Here is a 17,761-nt window from a genome sequence, read left to right on the forward strand (position 1 = left end):
ATGCCTACACGTACCGTGGCGATCGGCTCCTCCGTCGGGCTCCACGCCCGGCCCGCCCAGATCTTCGTGGCGGCAGTCCAGGAGTCCGGCCTCGCCGTGACCATCGCCAAGGCAGGCGGCGCCCCCATGGACGCCCGCAGCATCCTCGGCGTCATGGCGCTCGGCGCCAAGAACTCCGACGAGGTCGAGCTCAACGCGGACGGCGACAACGCCGACGCGGTGCTCGATGGCCTCGTCGAGCTCCTCAAGCGCGACCTGGACGCGGAGTGACCGCGATGCTCGTGCATGAGACCCGAACGGGCATCGGCGTCAGCGGCGGCAGCGCCGCCGGGCCGGTAGTGCAGGTCGCACCGCCGGCCGCGCCGCCGAAGGACGAGCCCGCGCCCGCGGACGTCGACGCGGCGATCCAGCACGTCCTCGAGTCCTTCGAGGCGGTCGCGGTCGAGCTCGACACCCGCGCCGCCGGCGCCGACGAGCACGCCGCGCCGATCCTCACGGCGAACGCGATGATGGCCCGCGACGTCGGCCTGCACGGCGCGGCCACGGACCGCCTCAAGGCGGGCGACGGGCCGGCGACCGCCATCAAGAACGCTGTCGAGGCCTACGCCGCGCAGTTCGAGGCCCTCGGCGGCTACTTCGCCGAGCGCGTCGCGGACCTGCGCGACGTGGGCGCCCGTGCCGTCGCCGCGGCCCTCGGGCTGCCCGCGCCGGGCGTGCCGCCGCTGACCGAGCCGAGCGTCATCGTGGCGCTCGACCTCGCGCCGGCGGACACCGCGACCCTGGACCGCGAGCTCGCGATCGCGATCGTGACCCAGGCGGGCGGCCGCACGAGCCACACGGCCATCCTGGCGGCCCAGCGCGGCATCCCCGCCGTCGTCCAGGTGCCCGACGCGACGTCGATCGAGCCCGGCACGTTCGTCGCCGTGGACGGCGACGCGGGCGAGGTCGCGATCGACCCCGATCCCGCGCTGCTCGAGGCCCAGCGCGTGCGCCGCGAGAAGCGCGCGGCCGCGCTCGCCACGTCCACAGGCCCCGGCCTCACCGCCGACGGCCACGCGGTCCCGCTGCTCGCCAACATCGGCGGCGTCGCCGACGCCGAGGAGGCCGGCCCGCAGGACCTCGAGGGCGTCGGGCTGTTCCGCACCGAGTTCGTGTTCCTGTCGGCCACCGTCGCGCCGACGCTCGAGGAGCAGACGGACATCTACACCAAGGTGTTCGCCCCCTTCGAGGGACGACGCGTCGTGGTCCGCACGCTCGACGCAGGCGCCGACAAGCCGCTCGCCTTCGCCGACCTCGGCGAGGAGGAGAACCCCGCGCTCGGCCGCCGTGGGCTGAGGCTCTCCCAGGCGCTGCCCGACCTGCTCGACACCCAGCTCAAGGCGCTCGCGGCCGCCGCGAACGCCACGGGTGCCGACGCTCGCGTCATGGCCCCGATGGTCGCCACGGTCGACGAGGCGGAGTGGTTCGCCTCGCGCGTCCGCGCCGCGGGGCTCAAGAAGGCCGGCGTGATGATCGAGGTGCCGGCGGCGGCGCTGCGCTCCGAGCACGTCCTCGAGAACGTCGACTTCGCGTCGATCGGCACGAACGATCTCGCGCAGTACACGATGGCGACCGACCGCATGGCCGGCGAGCTGTCCGAGCTGCTCGACCCGTGGCAGCCCGCGGTGATCGACGTGGTCGCGGCGGCATGCGCCGGCGGCGCGGTCCACGACGTCCCGGTGGGCGTCTGCGGCGAGTCCGCGGGCGATCCGCTGCTCGCGCTCGTGCTCGTCGGCCTCGGCGTCGCGTCGCTTTCGATGGCGCCGTCCAAGGTGCCCGCCGTGAGGCTCGCGCTGTCGCTGCACACCCTGGAGGAGTGTCGTGAGCTCGCGCGCATCGCTCGATCCGCGCGAACCGCTCAGGACGCCCACGAGGCCGTGCGCGCGGCCGCGAAGGACGCGCTCACGGAGATCCTGTAGCCGCCCCTGACAGGGCCGATCTCCCCGGCCCCGATGCCCTCGTTCCCGCTGTCGGGGACGGGGGCATCGTCCTGTCGCTACCTGGGTCGCGTGCGTCCTCGCGACGCCGCCACGCCCGTCCGGCGCGTCCTGGTGGGAGCTCGGTGCAAGGGATCGCGCGGATCCTGCACTCAGTTCCCACCGGCGAGCATCGGGCCGGGAAAGTGCCCCCGGCGGGATTCGAACCCGCACTGAGCCGATTTTAAGTCGGCTGCCTCTGCCAGTTGGGCTACGGGGGCTGGGGTGGGAGACGGACGATGCTGGGTCCGGCCTCGTCCCGACCAGGGGTCAGGATCGCCGTCCCGGGGCGGCACGCGCCGCCTCTGGGGTCAGGATCGCCGATCCGGAGCCTCGGCGAGCCCCGCTATAAGCGCTCGGCCGCCGAGAACGCGATGCCGTCGAGGATGTCGTGCTCGCTCGTCACGACGTGCGGCAGCTCTCCCCCGTTCTCCTGCACCGCGGTGCGCACCCGTCCCATGAGGGTCCGCCACACGAGCGCGCCGGCGCCGATGACGTCGACGCGGCCGGGGTGCATGAAGCCGAGCGCCGCGCGCGAGTCGTGGGAGGCGTGCAGGAGCTCATCGCACGCCTTGATCGCGGCGTCGATCGGGATGACAGCGCCGTTGATCCTCTCCCGGGAGTACTCGTGAAGCCCAAGCGCGTGCGCGGTGATGGTCGTGATGGAGCCCGCGAGCCCGACGAGCGTGCGGGTCTGCCCGATCGGCACTCCCTCGAAGGCCTTGTCGATCGCGTCGTGGATGTCCGCGGTGGCGGCGGCGATCTCGTCGGACTCGGGAGGGTCGCTCACCAGGTGGCGCTCGGTCATGCGCACGCAGCCCACGTCCATCGAGTGCGCCGCCGAGGGGGTGTCCGAGCCGAGGACCACCTCGGTCGAGCCGCCGCCCAGGTCGACGACCAGGTAGGGGGCGTCGTGGCTCGCGTCCAGCACGGAGGTGGCGCCGCGGAAGCTGAGCCGCGCCTCCTCGTCGCCCGAGATGACCTCGGGGGTGACGCCCAGGCGCTCGCGCACGCCCTCGAGGAAGACGTCGCGGTTGCGGGCGTCGCGCGTGGCCGACGTGGCGACGAAGCGGATCGCCTCGACTCCCGCCTCGCGGCACTTCGCGGCGATCTCGTCGGTCGCGGCGAAGGTGCGCTCAAGCGCCTCGGCGGCGAACTCGCCCGTGCGGTCAACGCCCTGCCCGAGCCGCACCACGGTCATGGTGCGCGACAGGTCGGTGAGCGTTCCCGAGGCGGTGTCGACGTCTGCGATCAGCAGTCGGATGGAGTTGGTTCCACAGTCGATGGCGGCGACGCGAGTCATGCCCTCAGGGTAGCCGGGGACAGGGACGATGCGGTGCGCGGGCGGGGACGACGGCCCAGCGGTCCGGGTGGTTCAGTGGGCGCGGCGGCCCAGCAGGATCAGCGGTCCTGCGGCCAGAGGGGCTCGCCGCCACCGGGGGTGGGCTGCGGCTCGCGAGTCACGTCGGCCTCCGCGTCCGCGCGGTCCGTCGTCGCCGGGGCCAGAGCGGCCTGCGCGCCATCCTGCGCGGTCTCGCGCTCGTCGGGGGCGACGCACGCGATCCAGTCGCCGGCGATCGTGAGGCGGATGTCGAGCTTGGCGCACGCCTCGACGAGCGGCTCGAGCGACATGGTCGACGAGTCGAGGGGCATGGAGAACTCCATCACCTCGCCGTTGCAGTGCCAGCGGTGGTGGCGCACGGGGTAGTCCCCCTGCGTGCGCGAGTCGGCGTCGAGCTCGAGCAGGCCGCCGGCAGGCACCTCGAGGCGCCACGTGGCGCTCACGAGACGCGCGCGGGACGTCGAGGACGGCGTGAGCGACAGGACCAGCACCTCGGGGAGGCGGTCGAGCTCCACCGGGCCATGCGTCGGTCCGTCGAAGCGGCGCGAGACGGTCGCGCCGACCCACACCGCGGCGACGAGCCCGGCGAGGCAGGCCCCGATGAGCAGCATCTCGGGCGCACGGAGGTCGTCGCCGTACGCGAACACCCGGAACAGCCCGTAGGCGGGCAGGGAGGACACCAGCAGGAACAGCACCACACCGGCGAGCATCGCCACGGGGCGCATGCTGCCGCCGTGATGAAGGACCGTCGCACGTGACGAGGCCATCGCACCATCTTTCTTACATCTACTCGGCGCCGCCGACGCCGGACGAATGGAACACCTGCAACGAGGGGGGACGTCGCAGGGGAAGAGCCGTTCGGTTGACTACGTTAACGCTCACCAAGCGCTCGCGGAAGTCCCAGAACGAGACCGTTGGACGTTTGTCCGAATCAACCGGTTCACTCTTCCAGGGGCGCGCACGCGCAGCGGTCGGGCCGCCACGAGTCCGCGATGAGAGCCAGCGCCTCGTCCCCGAAGGGATTGACACCCGGACCGTCCGCGAGCGCGTGCCCCACGAGCACGTGCAGGCACTTCACGCGATCCGGCATGCCGCCCGCGGAGATCCCCGCGATCTCGGGGACCTCGCCGAGCTCGGCACGGTCCGCGAGATACCGCTCGTGGGCCGCCCTGTAGGCGTCCGCGAGCTCGGGGTCCTCCCCGAGCCGCTCCTGCATCGTCCGCATCGTGCCGACCGCCTCGAGGGTGGAGACGGCGCTGACGGCGTCGGGATGAGTCAGGTAGTACAGCGTGGGGAACGGGGTCCCGTCGTCGAGGCGAGGACGCGTCTTGACCACGGTCGGGTTGCCGCACACGCAACGCGCGGCGATGCCCGCGAGACCGCGTGGCTCACGACCCAGCTGGGCTCGCAGCACGGCTACATCTCGCTCGTCGACCTCGGTTCTCACCCGCACAATTCTACGTGCGATGCGGACTACTCCGACCCGGCCTCCTCGACCGACTCCCAGATCTGGTCGTACCAGGCCACCTCGGTCGAGTTCTCCGGAAGCCTCGACGCGGCGGGCGAGCCGTCCGCGTGGTTCTCCGCGGTCTCCGGATCGGTGACCTTGTACGCCGTCTCGCCGGGGAAGACCATCTGCAGGCGCTCGCGCGCCTGCGCGATCACGTAGGCGTCGTCGTCCCACCGGTTGACGTCGGCCTGGAGCTCGTCGACCTCGTCCTGGGCGTCGTCGCGCTGCGCGGCGAGCTCGGTGAGGGTCGCCTGCTGGTCCAGGTACACGCGCACGCTCGGCACGACCACCGCGACCGCGAGCGCGAGCACCACCACCAGGACGCCCGCGCGCCACGTGAACATCCACGCGAACGACCCGCGACGACCCTTGGCCTCGATCCGGCGGGACGACGAGGGGCGCGACGCCGCAGTAGGCCCGCCAGGCCTCGTGGACGATGCGGTGGTCGCCTTGCGCGAGAAGACCGAGGCGCCCTTGGAGCCCGCGGGCCGCGGCTTGCCAGAGGCGGCGGGCCGCCCCTTGACGGTGCGCGCGGTGCCGGAGCGCGGGGCGGCGGTCCTGCCCGACGAGCCGCGCGGAGTGGCCGGAGTGCGGGACGATCCTGAGCGCGCCGACGCCGCACGTGCCCCGCTCCGGGGCGCGCCAGGACGGTTCGACGCACTCATGGGCTTATTGTCACCGCTGGTCCGCCCGGCTCCGGGCCACGACCGGGGCGAGTCGTGCGATTCGGACCTCACGCGAGCGGGTGACGGTGCAGGGCGGTGTCGGCCGAGGTGCCGTTGATCTCGAGGTAGAGGTGTCCGTCCGTCACCGACGCGGTGAGCGCGTTGCGGCGCTCGATCTGCGCGGCGGTGTCCTCGATGAAGCCCGGGTCGAACGAGGTCAGCACGATGTCCTCGCGCCCGTAGATCTTCTTGCCCTCCCAGCCGGCGAGCACCTTCGCCGGATCGCGGTGGGTGTACACGGCCGTGCGGTCGGCGAGGCGGCTGCCGCGGTGCAGGCGCTCGGCCTCGGGCTGGCCGATCTCGATCCACGTGACGATGCGTCCCGTGAGGTCCTTGACCATGACCGCGGGCTCCTCGGTGCCCGCGATCCCCTGGCCGAAGTCGACGCCCTCGGCGTATTCCAGGCAGTACGCGAGGACGCGGGTCATCATGAACGGCGCGGTCTCGGAGGGGTGCCGCGCGACGCGCAGCGACAGGGACTCGTAGACGCCGCGGTCCACGTCCGCGAGCTCGATCTCAAACGTGTGGACTGTCGCGCCGATGGCCATGACGGACAAGCCTACGGGCCGGGAACCGAGGCGCCTGCCGCATCGTCCCGGCCCCCGCATCGTCCCGACGCCCGCATCGTCCCCGGGGAACGCGAACGGCGGGTGCACCCCCGAAGGGGTGCACCCGCCGTCAGCAGCGACTAGGCGTAGGCCTTACGCACCGTAGCGGCGCGGGAACGCCGACTTGCCGGCGTAGACCGCGGCGTCGTCCAGCTCCTCCTCGATGCGGAGCAGCTGGTTGTACTTGTTGATGCGCTCGCCACGGGCGGGGGCACCGGTCTTGATCTGGCCCGCGTTGTACGCGACGGCCAGGTCGGCGATGGTGACGTCCTCGGTCTCACCCGAGCGGTGCGACACCATGGCCGAGAAGCCGGCGCGCTGCGCCATCTGCACGGCGTCCGAGGTCTCGGACAGGGTGCCGATCTGGTTCAGCTTCACGAGGAGGGCGTTCGCCGACTTCTCGTCGATGCCCTTCTTGAGGCGGACCGGGTTGGTGACGAACAGGTCGTCGCCGACGATCTGGGTCTTGTCGCCGACCTTGGCAACGAGCTCGGCCCACGAGTCCCACTCGTCCTCGGACAGCGGGTCCTCGATGGAGACCAGCGGGTAGTCGTTGACCAGGCCCTCGTAGAACTCGATCATCTCGGCGGGGGTCTTCTGACCGCCCTCCCACTGGTACATGCCGTCCTTGAAGAACTCGGTGGCGGCAACGTCGAGCGCGAGCGCGACGTCGTCACCGGGCACGTAGCCGGCCTTCTCGATCGCGACGAGGATCAGGTCCAGCGCCTCGCGGTTCGAGCCCAGGTTCGGGGCGAAGCCGCCCTCGTCGCCCAGGCCGGTGGCCAGGCCGCGCTCCTTGAGCACGGACTTGAGGGAGTGGTAGACCTCCGCGCCCATGCGCAGCGCCTCACGGAAGGTGGGGGCACCGACGGGGGCGATCATGAACTCCTGGATGTCGACGTTGGAGTCGGCGTGCGACCCACCGTTGAGGATGTTCATCATCGGGACGGGCAGGACGTGCGCGTTCGGGCCGCCCACGTACTTGAACAGGGCCAGGTCGGCCGAGTCGGCGGCGGCCTTCGCCACGGCGAGCGAGACGCCGAGGATGGCGTTCGCGCCGAGCTTGCCCTTGTTGTCGGTGCCGTCGAGGGCGAGCATCGTCTGGTCGATCAGACGCTGGTCGGTGGCCTCGAGGCCGACGATCTCCGGGGCGATGATGTCGATGACAGCGTCGACGGCGTCCTCGACGCCCTTGCCCAGGTAACGGTCCTTGTTGCCGTCGCGGCGCTCAACAGCCTCGAAGGCACCGGTCGATGCGCCCGAGGGCACGGCGGCGCGCGCGAACGTGCCGTCCTCGAGGGCGACCTCGACCTCGACGGTGGGGTTGCCGCGCGAGTCCAGGATCTCGCGGGCGCCTACGGCCTCAATGGTGGCCATGTTGCTCCTTCTCTCCGCCGCGTTCGCGGCTGGTGGGGTTGTCCTCTTGGGAGTCTAGCGACGGACCGTGCTCCGCTCTCGCGGTCCTTGGTCCTAACGGATGAACGTCCGGTGACGCTTCACCGTCGTCATTCACCTATCCTGCGCGCACCAGCGCGTTCTGTCTCGCGGGCCGCGGCCTCGAAGGACCGGACGGCCTCGCGCAGGGCGGACTCGGCGTCCACGCCCGCTGCGCTCGCCTCGGCGGCGAGCGCGAGCAGTCGCTCGCCGATGCCGTCTCCGGACGATGCGCCCGTGGACGATGCGGTCACGTCCAGTCCCGCGCGCTCGGCTCGGCTCAGCATCTTCTGTGCGCGCTGCAGCGCGGGAAGCGCGGCGGGCACGCCGTCCATCACCGACTCGCGACCCATGGTGCGTGCCTTGATCGCGTGCCAGTTGGCGGTCACGGTCTCCGCGTCCTCGGCGATCACGTCGGCGAACACGTGCGGATGCCGCTCGACGAGCTTGTCCGCGCAGGCCTTGGCGATCTCCTCGATGCCGAACGGCTCGTCCGGATGCTCCTGAGCGACGCGCGCGTGGAAGACCACCTGGAGCAGGACGTCGCCGAGCTCGCCGAGCATCTCGCCACGGTCGCCGGACTCGATCGCCTCGGCGAGCTCGTGCGCCTCCTCGATCGCGTACGGCGCGAGGGACTCGTGAGTCTGCTCGGCGTCCCAGGGGCAGCCTCCGTCGGAGCGGAGACGATCCATGACCTCCAGAAGGCGGTCGACCTGGCTCGCCGTCATACGCCTACTCTCCGGCGGTGGCCGCGGCCGAGGCGCTCGCTGCGGCCGAGGCGCTGGCAGCCGCGCTCGCCGAGGCGCTCGCGGAGGCGGCGGCCGAGGCCACGACGTCCTCCGAGTCGCCGAACCAGTCGGGAGTGGAGCCCGCGTCGGCGAAGCCCGTCACCGCGGCGAACACGACGTAGACCGTGTCGCCGATCGAGCTCGCGTTGTCGGTCGCGGTGCTGGCGGCCGCCGAGATCGACGCGATGAAGGTGTCCGCATCGAAGTCGCCGAACCTGGACGATGTGGTGAGGTCCTTCTCGAGGGAGGTCGCCTCGTCGCCGAGGAAGGTCGCGCCCTCCTCGCTCATCGCGAGGTTGCTCATCGCCTTCGCGGTGCGGACCACCTCGATCGCCTCGGGGGTCGCCTCGCCGTCGGTGTAGCTGATGGTCTCGAGCCAGGCGTCGATGTCGGTCGTGATCTCGTCGTCGCTCCAGGCGCCGTCGAGGTCGGCGGACTTCTCGACCACGTCGTCGTGCACGAGCGCGAGCGTGAGGGCCCACCCCTCGTTGCACTGGATACCGACGTCGAGCAGCCCGTCGCAGTACTCCTGCACCTGGTCGAGCGTCACGGTGACGTCGGCGGACTCCGCGGCGACTCCTGGTGAGCCCTGTCCGGGCACGGCGCAGCCTGCCAGGGTGATTGCGGCGGATGCCGCGATGAGGCCGGGGACGAAACGTCGCTTCTGCGAGACCATGATGCTCATCCTAACCACGCTCAGAAGGTGCTCTGACAGGGTCGGTCGCCACCGGCCGGGGTCACGTGTTCTCCGCTGCGATCAACTCGGCAAGCCGCGACGCGGCGGCCGATGCGTCCATCGCTTTCAGCTCCGGCGGCGTGACACCGCGCGAGGCGAGCTCGCGCACCAGGTACAGCGGGAGGGCGCGGGCCGTGTCGCGAGCCGCGGGGCCGCCTCGATCCGGTGCCAGCCCATCGAGCACGCAGGTCCAGAACTCGTCGGCCGTGACCTCGAGCTGCTCGCGCAGGATGTGCGACCACATCGAGCGCCGATACGTGGTCGAGTCCACCGGCCGCGAGATGCGCGTGCGCAGCGTGCGCCCATCCCACAGCGGCAGCTCGTAGGTGCGGTGATGCCGCACCGGCTGACCTGCGGCGCCGCGCACCAGCGCCCATTCCTCGGCAAGGCAGAAGGTGTCGTGGTGCTCGCGCGTCGGGGCCGGTGGCGTGTGGCCGCGGCTCACGCGGCGAGCCAGTCGGCGAGCTGCGCGTCGTCGGAGAGCCGCACAAGGTTCACGAGGCCCCAGCTCTGCTCGTGGTTGGTCGCGCTATGGAGGTGGTCGACCCAGTCCTCGGCGTACTCGCGCAACGCCAGGATCATGTCGGCCACCGCATCGTCCAGGGTCGCGCCCTCGGAGACGAAGGGCGAGCCCTCGACGAGCAGGACGAAGCCGTCGTCCTCGACGAGCACCTGGGCGCGCGACGGAACCGATCGCGCGAGGAACGCGCGCAGCTGCTCGGCATCGACCACCGCTGACGCGGGTCGCCCCCGACGTCCGATGGTCACGGCACCGCCCACTGCGGCCGCATCGAGAACCGCCGCGAGCGAGGCGCGTGCGTCGGCCATCGACGTGTAGTCGCTCGTCGCTGTCATGCTCGCCTCCATCCGCTGGTCTCAGCACACATCCATCGAGAGATGTACATGATGTACATCAAGGGTAGGTGTGGACGACGGAAGGGTCAATCGAGACTGGGGACGACGGTCGCCTGCGTCGCTTACCGCTCGCCGCGGATGACTGCGACCATGGCGCCCGCCGCGCCGAGTTCGCCCGCGAGCGCTCGGGCATCGTTCTCGGCCATGCAGATCGCGGCGACGACGGGCCGCGCGGTCTCGTAGGCCGCGTCGACCGCGGCCGAGGGCTCGACTCCGCGATCCGACAGGCACGCGAGCGCGTCGAGCCTGCGTCCGGGAGCCGCGAGGAAGGCCACGCACCAGCCGTCGGTGTAGCCGCCGTCGAGTGGGAGCGGGAGGACAGCGGTGGAGCGGGCCGGTTGCGAGGTTTCGAAACCCCACACCTCCTTGGCCCTCGTCAGCACGATGTCGACAGGAATGAAGGCGATCATCAGGGCAGGAAGCCCCACCACGATGAAGAACCACCAGGTATCGGCGATCGGATAGGGCTCAAGCAGGTTCTGCACCTCCCAAGACGACAGGCACAGGATGGCGAATGCCACGAGCGGCGCCACCACTCCGTCCCGCATACGCTCCGACCGCAAGAACCGCCACATACGCCCGAGCATCCTCACCCCCGCGGCCGCACCCCACGGCCTTCGACACAGCGCAGCCGGCACCTCGCCGTCCGCTGCCCCGTAGCCGCCGTCGCCGGCACCCGTTCGTGGGCTGGCACAGTTCTACCAGCCGCGACACCTCATGTCACGAAGGCGGCAGGCTCACGCCTTCGCGGGCAGGATCACCTCGACGAGCTCGCGCACCCACTCGAGCACCGGCAGCCCCTCGACGGGCTTGCCACCCACGCGCGACGTCATCGGCGTCGGCACCAGGATCTGGCGCACGGCGGGCTTGATCATGGTCCCGGGATAGAGGCGCGTGAGCCTCATAGAAGCGGAGTCGGGCAGCTCGACGGGCGAGAACCGCACGAACTTGCCCTGGTTCACCACGTCGGTGATGCCGTGGTCGCGCAGCATGAGCCGCAGCCGCGCGACGGCCAGCAGGTTCTGGACAGGCTCGGGCACCTCGCCGTAGCGGTCGTCGAGCTCCTCCTGGATCTCGGCGAGCGTCTCGGGAGCGGCGGCGTCCGCGATCTTCCGATACGCCTCGAGGCGCAGCCGCTCGTGCTCGATGTACTTGGTGGGGATGTGCGCGTCGATCGGGAGCTCGATCGTCATCGGCGCCTTCTCCTCGGCCTCGCCGCGGAAGCCCGCGACGGCCTCGCCGACCATGCGGATGTACAGGTCGAAGCCGACGCCCTCGATGTGGCCCGACTGCTCGCCGCCGAGCAGGTTGCCCGCGCCGCGGATCTCGAGGTCCTTGAGCGCCACGGCCATGCCCGAGCCAAGGTCCGTGTTCGCGGCGATGGTCTGGAGCCGGTCGTGCGCGGTCTCGGTGAGCGCCTTGCTCGGCGGGTACAGGAAGTAGGCGTAGGCCCGCTCGCGGGCGCGTCCCACGCGGCCGCGCAGCTGGTGCAGCTGCGACAGGCCGAACGCGTCGGCACGCTCCACGATCAGGGTGTTGGCGTTGGAGATGTCCAGGCCGGTCTCGACGATCGTCGTGCACACGAGCACGTCGTACTTCTTGTCGTAGTAGTCGACGATCACCTGCTCGAGCTGCTTCTCGCTCATCTGCCCATGCGCGACCGCGATGCGCGCCTCAGGCACGAGCTCCCCGAGCTTGCGCGCAGCGGAGTTGATGGTCTTGACCGAGTTGTGGATGTAGAAGACCTGTCCGTCGCGCAGCAGCTCTCGCCTGATCGCCGCGATGATCTGCGCGTCCTCGTGCGGGCCGACGTACGTGAGGATCGGGTGGCGCTCCTCGGGCGGCGTGGCGAGCGTCGACATCTCGCGGATGCCGGTCACCGCCATCTCGAGCGTGCGCGGGATCGGCGTCGCGGACATCGCGAGGACGTCCACGTTGGTGCGCATCGCCTTGAGCGTCTCCTTGTGCTCCACGCCGAAGCGCTGCTCCTCGTCGATGATGAGCAGCCCCAGGTCCTTGAAGTGGATCCGCCCGGTGATGATGCGGTGCGTGCCGATCACCATGTCGATCGTGCCGTCGGACAGCCCCTCGAGGATCTCCTTGGCCTCCTTGTCGGTCTGGAAGCGCGACAGCGCGGCAACCTTCACGGGGAACTGCGCGAACCGCTCGGTGAACGTGTCGAGGTGCTGCTTCACGAGCAGCGTCGTGGGGCACAGCAGCGCGACCTGCGTACCCTCCTGGATCGCCTTGAACGCCGCGCGCACCGCCACCTCGGTCTTGCCGAAGCCGACGTCGCCGCAGACCAGGCGGTCCATGGGCACGGACCGCTCCATGTCGGCCTTGATCTCGTCCACGGTGGTGAGCTGGTCGGGCGTCTCGACGAAGGGGAACGACTCCTCGAGCTCGCGCTGCCACGGGGTGTCCTGCCCGAACTCGCGCCCGCTCGTCGCCATGCGAGCGCTGTAGAGCCGGATGAGCTCGGCCGCGATCTCCTTGACGGCCTTGCGCGCCTTGGTCTTGGTCTTCTGCCAGTCCGCGCCGCCCATCTTGTTGACCGACGGGGCCTCTCCGCCCACGTACTTCGTCACCTGGTCGAGCTGATCGGTCGGGACGGACAGCCGGTCCCCGGGCCCGCCCTTCTTGGAGGCCGCGTACTCGATCACGAGGTACTCGCGCTCGACGCCGCGCACGTTGCGCTTGGTGAGCTCGACGAAGCGGCCGACGCCGTGCGCGTCGTGGACCACGAAGTCGCCCTTGCGCAGCTGCAGCGGGTCCACCTGGGCGCGGCGCCGGCTCGCGACCTTGACCTTGGGTCCGGCGGCCGAGACGGCGCGGCCGGTCAGGTCGGACTCGTGCAGCAGGACGATGCGGTTCTCGGAGTACTCGTAGCCTCGCCCCGTGATGTTCGGGACGACGGCGACGATGCCGGCCGGCGCATCGTCCAGGCTGGGCATGACGCGCGCGGGGACGTCCGCGTCGCCGAGCTGCTCGGCGATGCGGTGGGCCGAGCCGGTCGAGGCGGCGGCGAGGACGACGCGCCAGCCGTCGGCCGTGCGGGTGCGCAGCCACGCGAGGCCCTCGCGGAGGCGCCCGCGAAACTCCTCCGCGGGAGCCAGGCCCGTCTCGACGGCGCCGTGCGCGCCGAACGTCCCCAGCGTCGTCCAGGCGATGCCCCGAGACTCGACGACCTCCTCGAGCTCGGCGAGCGAGAGGAAGACCGCGTTGGCCTCGACGGGAGCCTCGGCGCCCGCGCTCGCTGAGACCCAGGCCGCGGCGAGGAACTCCTGGGCGGTCCGCTGGAGGTCCTCGGCACGGCGCGCGAGCCGCTCGGGAGAGACCGCGAGCACGCGGGTCTCGCGCGGCAGCACCTCGGACAGCGGCTCGAGCCGGTCGAGCAGCACGGGGATGAGCGACTCCATGCCCTCGACCGCGTGGCCGTCGGCGATGCGCGTGAGCATGTCCGCCGCGGCGGGGTACTCGTCGACCGCGGCGGCTGCGCGGGCCCGCACGTCGGCGGTCAGCAGCAGCTCACGGCACGGCGGCGCCCACAGCAGCGGCACGTCCTGGAGCGAGCGCTGGTCGGCGACAGAGAAGGAGCGCAGCGAGTCGATCTCGTCGCCGAAGAACTCGATGCGCACGGGGTGCGGGTCGGTGGGCGCGAACACGTCGACGATGCCGCCGCGCACCGCGAACTCGCCGCGTCGCTCGACCATGTCGACGCGCGTGTAGGCGGCGCCCGCGAGCGCCTCCACGAGCTCGGTCAGGTCGAGGCGGTCACCGACGTGAACACGGACGGGCGCGAGCTCGGCGAGCCCGGGCACGAGCGGCTGGAGCACCGCACGCAGCGGCGCGACCACGACCGCGAGGCGCGGCAGGCCCGTCTCGGACTCCGCCTCCTCGGGGTGCACGAGCCGTCGCAGCGCCGCGAGGCGGCGCGCGACCGTGTCGGAGCGCGGGCTGAGCCGCTCGTGCGGAAGCGTCTCCCACGACGGGAAGACCGTCACGCGTCGCGAGTCGATGTAGGCGCCGACCGCGGCCGCGAGCGCCTCGGCGTCCTGCTCGGTGGCCGTGATCACGAGGACCGGGTTCGCATCCTCTTGCTGGACCGCGTTCGCGACGATCGCGGGCGCCGCCGACGAGGCGCCCAGCAGGTGGCCACCCTCGGACAGGTCGATCGCGGGCAGCGACGCGAGCGCGGCCGCGAGCGGCGCGACGGGCTGTGACGTCGCAGACATGGACGATGCGGCAGTGGCGGTGTCAGACAACGGGGGTTCCTCCAGGCACGACGAAGCGCCGGAATTCCTTCCGGAGCACTCCCCCATCGTAGGCGCGCGGTCCGACAGCGGACCCTGTGGCGCCTCTCGACGGCGCAGGTCCCGCGCGGCCGTCCCTAGAATTGAGCCCATGCCAGATCCCGTGCTTGAGGCCGAGCGCCTGCTGCGCCGCTTCGCCCGCGAGACCAACCTCCTCATCGCCGGACGTCCGGTGCGCGTCAGCGCCGACGAGGAGGACACCCAGGTGGCGCTCGCCGTCGCCGGCATGGCCCGCGCGCTCGGAGCGCGCCTCGTCGAGGACGATGCGACCGGCCCCGACGTGCTCGACATCGACGCGAGCGCGGACGATGCGGCGCTCTCCCTCGGCGGTCGACCGCTGACCTCGCGCGGGGACGCGGGCGGGCGGCTCGACTTCGCCCGCGCGCACATGCCGGTCTCGGCGGCGCTCGCCGCCGACCTCAAGGGGGCCGGCACGGTCGCAGGCCTCAGGATCGGCGTCTCGATGACGCTCGAGCCCAAGACCGCGAACCTCGCGCTCATGCTGCGCGACGCTGGCGCCGAGGTCGCGGTCTATGCGCACCCCGACGAGACCGATCCCGAGGTCGCGCAGGCGCTCAAGGAGCGCGGCGTCCCGGTCGATGCGGACGCGACCCTCTCCGGCGAGGCCGAGCGCGAAGCCGCCCTCGCGTGGCTGCGCCGCGGCTTCGACGTGGTCGTCGACGACGGCTCGCACCTGGTGCGACTCGCCCACGAGGCCGCACCGGAACTGGTCGAGGGCTGGATCGGCGTGACGGAGGAGACCACCTCGGGCCTCACGCCGCTGCGCCTCATGGCCGCGCAGGGCGCTCTCCGGACCCCCGTGGTCGCGGTCAACGACGCGGCCACCAAGACCGGCTTCGACAACCGCTACGGCACCGGGCAGTCGTGCGTGTTCGCCATCGCAGACCTGCTCGAGCAGGTCGACATGACCGTCCGCGACCTGCCCGTGCTCGTGATCGGCTACGGGCCCGTCGGAGTCGGCGTCGCGGCGCATCTGAACGCGCTCGGCGCCGAGGTGCGCGTGGCCGAGATCGACCCGGTGCGCGCGCTGCTCGCGATCCACGACGGCTTCGAGGTCGGCCCGGCCGAGGATCTCGCCCAGGGCGCGCTCGTCGTGTCGTGCACCGGCGCCCCCGCCACGGTCACCCCCGAGATCCTCCACGCCGCCACGGTGGTCGCGGTCGCCGGCGGCGTTCCTGGCGAGGTGGTCCTCGACGGCGTGCTCCTCGAGCCGCTCGTCGTGGCAGGGGCGGTCGCCCGCGCGCTCGACGTCGCGGAGCCCGCCCACACGCTGGTCCTGGACCGCGGCGGCTGCATCAACGTCACCGCCGCCGAGGGCAACCCGATCGAGATCATGGACCTGTCCTTCGCGACCCAGCTCGCCGCGGTCGCGGAGCTCGTCACCACGCGTCCCGGCATCGGAGTGCACGCGCTGTCCGACGCCGCGGTCGCCAAGGTGGGAAAGGCGGCCGCCGAGGCCAGGGGCCTCGCCCTCGAGAACGCGGCCACCGCATCGTCCGTGTCCCCGACCGACTGGCGCTCGCCCCGGTACGCGTCGCCCGCCCCCGCATCGTCCTCCCCCACCACGCCCGAGGAGACCGCATGACCGCGTTCCCCGTCACGCTCTACTCGGCGAGGCTCGTGCTTCCCGTGACCGCGCCGCCCATCCTGGACGGCGCGATCGCCGTGCGCGGAGAGCGCATCCTGCACGTCGGGTCGCGCTCCTGGGTCGAGCAGTCGCTCATCGAGCGCGGCCTGCCGTTCACGCACGTGCGCTGGGACGGCGTCCTCACCCCCGGCCTCGTCAACGCGCACACGCACCTCCAGTACACGGGCATGGCCGAGGTCGGCAGGGCGCAGTACCAGGGATTCGAGGACTGGGCCAAGGCCTTCAACCCCGTCTACGACCAGCCGCACGACTGGGCTCGCGACGCGGCGCTCGGCGCGCAGCAGATGATCGGCGCGGGCGTCACCGCCGCCGCGGACATCGTCACCGACCCCGAGGCCGCCAGGGCCCTGCACGACGCGGGACTCGCGGGCATCACGTACTGGGAGGTCATCGACTGGACCAACGACGACTGGCGCACCCAGGGCCGCGCCGAGGTCGAGGCCGCGCTCGACTCCCTCCCGTCGCGCCCGGGCACCGGACTGTCGCCGCACGCCCCGTACTCGCTCGAGATCATGCCTCTGCTCGAGATCCCGGACATCGTCCGCGAGCGCGGCAGTCGCATCCACATCCACCTGGGCGAGTCGGGCATCGAGCGCGAGTTCGAGCACGACCGCCACGAGCCGTGGCAGAACCAGGGGCTCGGATCGCTGCTCGAGCTGAGGCAGGCCGGCTTCGGCACCTCGGCCACCGAGTACGTCGACCACCTGGGAGTGCTCGGACCCGACTGCCATATCGCCCACGGCGTCTACATGAGCGAGTCCGACCGCGCGATCCTGCGCGCGCGCGGCACGACCGTCGCGCTGTGCCCGCGCTCGAACGAGGTCATCGGCCTCGACGCCCCGCCCGTCGCGGCGTACCTGCGCGAGGGCAGCCCCATCGCGATCGGCACCGACTCGCTGTCCTCGTCCCCGTCGCTCGATCCCATGGCCGACGTCGCATCGCTGTTCCGCATCGCGCGGGGCCAGGGCTACGGCGCCGACGACCTCGCCGAGCGGCTGCTCAGCGCGGCGACGCTCGGCGGCGCGCACGCCATGGGCATCGACGAGGGCGTGGGCCGCACCGGATACCTCGCCGTCGGCACGCAGGCCGACCTCGCGTTCTTCGACGTGCCCGTCACCGACATCACCGAGACCCTGACGACGCTCGCCGAGGCCGGCGAGGGCCGTGCCGCCGCGACCGTCACCGCGGGCCGCGTACGCCACGCGACCGTCGCCTTCACGAACCGCACCGGAGTCCAGGAGGAGCACCGATGATCCCCGCCACCGCATCGTCCCTGAACCTCGAGCCGCACCCCGAGGGCGGCTGGTTCCGGCGCTACTACACGTCCCCGATCCCGGTCGTGACTCCGGGCGGCGACCGCCCGGCCGTGACGATGATCCACTACCTGCTCGCGCCCGGCGAGAGCAGCGCGTGGCACGTCGTCACGTCCGACGAGGTGTGGCTGTGGCACGGCCCCGGCGCGCTCGAGCTGTCGCTCGGCGGAACCGGATCCGCCCCTGGTTCCGTCACCACCGTCCGCCTCGGCCCGGACGCGGTCGGCGGCGACGTCCAGCAGTGCCTGGTCCCGGCCGGAGTCTGGCAGTCGGCCCGGCTCCTCGAAGATGCGGAATCGTTGGTCAGTTGCGTCGTTTCCCCCGGATTCGACTTCGCAGACTGGAGATTGGCCGAAACATCGCAGTAGTAGGATGCCGCCCAACCCGCGGGCG

The 17,761-nt window shown here is 71.7% G+C and carries 17 protein-coding genes and 1 tRNA gene; 5 read left to right on the forward strand and 13 right to left on the reverse strand.

What is annotated here, in order from left to right:
* Together AOP78_RS09295 and ptsP are read left to right on the forward strand one after the other, a co-directional pair.
* Entirely contained in the window at positions 1–270 is a 270-nt protein-coding gene (locus tag AOP78_RS09295; protein ID WP_062203549.1) for an HPr family phosphocarrier protein, read from the forward strand.
* 5 nt (positions 271–275) lie between these two features.
* The gene (gene ptsP, locus AOP78_RS09300) at positions 276–1,958 is read left to right on the forward strand and encodes a phosphoenolpyruvate--protein phosphotransferase (RefSeq protein ID WP_062203912.1); all 1,683 of its coding nucleotides are present in this window, start codon (positions 276–278) and stop codon (positions 1,956–1,958) included.
* Between the two features lie 204 nt (positions 1,959–2,162).
* On the opposite strand, the gene AOP78_RS09305 is transcribed toward ptsP, so the two are convergent.
* The 13 genes from AOP78_RS09305 to mfd all read right to left on the reverse strand — a co-directional run bounded on the left by AOP78_RS09305 (position 2,163) and on the right by mfd (position 14,308).
* A tRNA-Leu gene (locus AOP78_RS09305) sits at positions 2,163–2,236 on the reverse strand.
* Positions 2,237–2,361: 125 nt separating this feature from the next.
* The gene (locus AOP78_RS09310) at positions 2,362–3,318 is read right to left on the reverse strand and encodes a Ppx/GppA phosphatase family protein (protein WP_062203551.1); all 957 of its coding nucleotides are present in this window, start codon (positions 3,316–3,318) and stop codon (positions 2,362–2,364) included.
* Positions 3,319–3,416: 98 nt separating this feature from the next.
* Positions 3,417–4,124, reverse strand: coding sequence for a hypothetical protein (locus tag AOP78_RS09315; RefSeq protein WP_062203553.1), 708 nt, complete (start codon positions 4,122–4,124; stop codon positions 3,417–3,419).
* Between the two features lie 173 nt (positions 4,125–4,297).
* Positions 4,298–4,804: a DUF501 domain-containing protein gene (locus AOP78_RS09320; protein WP_439645031.1), complete on the reverse strand. Its 507-nt coding sequence runs from the start codon at positions 4,802–4,804 to the stop codon at positions 4,298–4,300.
* 26 nt (positions 4,805–4,830) lie between these two features.
* Positions 4,831–5,532 carry an FtsB family cell division protein gene (locus AOP78_RS14760; RefSeq protein WP_083979988.1) on the reverse strand — a complete coding sequence of 234 codons (702 nt, stop codon included), beginning with the start codon at positions 5,530–5,532 and terminating at the stop codon, positions 4,831–4,833.
* A 68-nt stretch (positions 5,533–5,600) separates the two neighbouring features.
* The gene (locus AOP78_RS09330) at positions 5,601–6,140 is read right to left on the reverse strand and encodes a YaeQ family protein (RefSeq protein WP_062203559.1); all 540 of its coding nucleotides are present in this window, start codon (positions 6,138–6,140) and stop codon (positions 5,601–5,603) included.
* 153 nt (positions 6,141–6,293) lie between these two features.
* Entirely contained in the window at positions 6,294–7,577 is a 1,284-nt protein-coding gene (eno, locus tag AOP78_RS09335; RefSeq protein ID WP_062203561.1) for a phosphopyruvate hydratase, read from the reverse strand.
* A gap of 128 nt (positions 7,578–7,705) precedes the next feature.
* A complete protein-coding gene (locus AOP78_RS09340; RefSeq protein WP_062203563.1) occupies positions 7,706–8,362 on the reverse strand; it encodes a nucleoside triphosphate pyrophosphohydrolase in 657 nt (218 codons plus the stop codon).
* Between the two features lie 4 nt (positions 8,363–8,366).
* Complete coding sequence (locus AOP78_RS09345; RefSeq protein ID WP_062203565.1) at positions 8,367–9,098, reverse strand: hypothetical protein; 732 nt, start codon at positions 9,096–9,098, stop codon at positions 8,367–8,369.
* Between the two features lie 61 nt (positions 9,099–9,159).
* A complete protein-coding gene (locus AOP78_RS09350; protein WP_062203567.1) occupies positions 9,160–9,603 on the reverse strand; it encodes a hypothetical protein in 444 nt (147 codons plus the stop codon).
* Entirely contained in the window at positions 9,600–10,013 is a 414-nt protein-coding gene (locus AOP78_RS09355) for a type II toxin-antitoxin system prevent-host-death family antitoxin (protein WP_062203915.1), read from the reverse strand. Before AOP78_RS09355 ends, AOP78_RS09350 begins: the two co-directional genes overlap by 4 nt.
* Positions 10,014–10,135: 122 nt before the next feature.
* Positions 10,136–10,606 carry a hypothetical protein gene (locus AOP78_RS09360; protein WP_062203569.1) on the reverse strand — a complete coding sequence of 157 codons (471 nt, stop codon included), beginning with the start codon at positions 10,604–10,606 and terminating at the stop codon, positions 10,136–10,138.
* Positions 10,607–10,810: 204 nt separating this feature from the next.
* Positions 10,811–14,308 (reverse strand): transcription-repair coupling factor, encoded by a 3,498-nt coding sequence (mfd, locus tag AOP78_RS09365; RefSeq protein ID WP_062203918.1) that lies wholly within the window; start codon positions 14,306–14,308, stop codon positions 10,811–10,813.
* A gap of 169 nt (positions 14,309–14,477) precedes the next feature.
* Between mfd and AOP78_RS09370 the strand changes: the two genes are divergently transcribed.
* From AOP78_RS09370 to AOP78_RS09380, 3 genes are read left to right on the forward strand one after another with little or no spacing between them, the layout of a single operon-like run.
* Complete coding sequence (locus AOP78_RS09370; RefSeq protein ID WP_062203571.1) at positions 14,478–15,992, forward strand: adenosylhomocysteinase; 1,515 nt, start codon at positions 14,478–14,480, stop codon at positions 15,990–15,992.
* Positions 15,989–17,308 (forward strand): amidohydrolase family protein, encoded by a 1,320-nt coding sequence (locus AOP78_RS09375; protein ID WP_062203572.1) that lies wholly within the window; start codon positions 15,989–15,991, stop codon positions 17,306–17,308. Before AOP78_RS09370 ends, AOP78_RS09375 begins: the two co-directional genes overlap by 4 nt.
* Positions 17,305–17,736 carry a cupin domain-containing protein gene (locus AOP78_RS09380; RefSeq protein WP_062203574.1) on the forward strand — a complete coding sequence of 144 codons (432 nt, stop codon included), beginning with the start codon at positions 17,305–17,307 and terminating at the stop codon, positions 17,734–17,736. The genes AOP78_RS09375 and AOP78_RS09380 overlap by 4 nt, the downstream gene beginning before the upstream one ends.
* Positions 17,737–17,761: the final 25 nt, after the last annotated feature.

Origin of the sequence: Demequina salsinemoris, assembly GCF_000974805.1 — a bacterium.
GTDB classification, from domain to species: domain Bacteria; phylum Actinomycetota; class Actinomycetes; order Actinomycetales; family Demequinaceae; genus Demequina; species Demequina salsinemoris.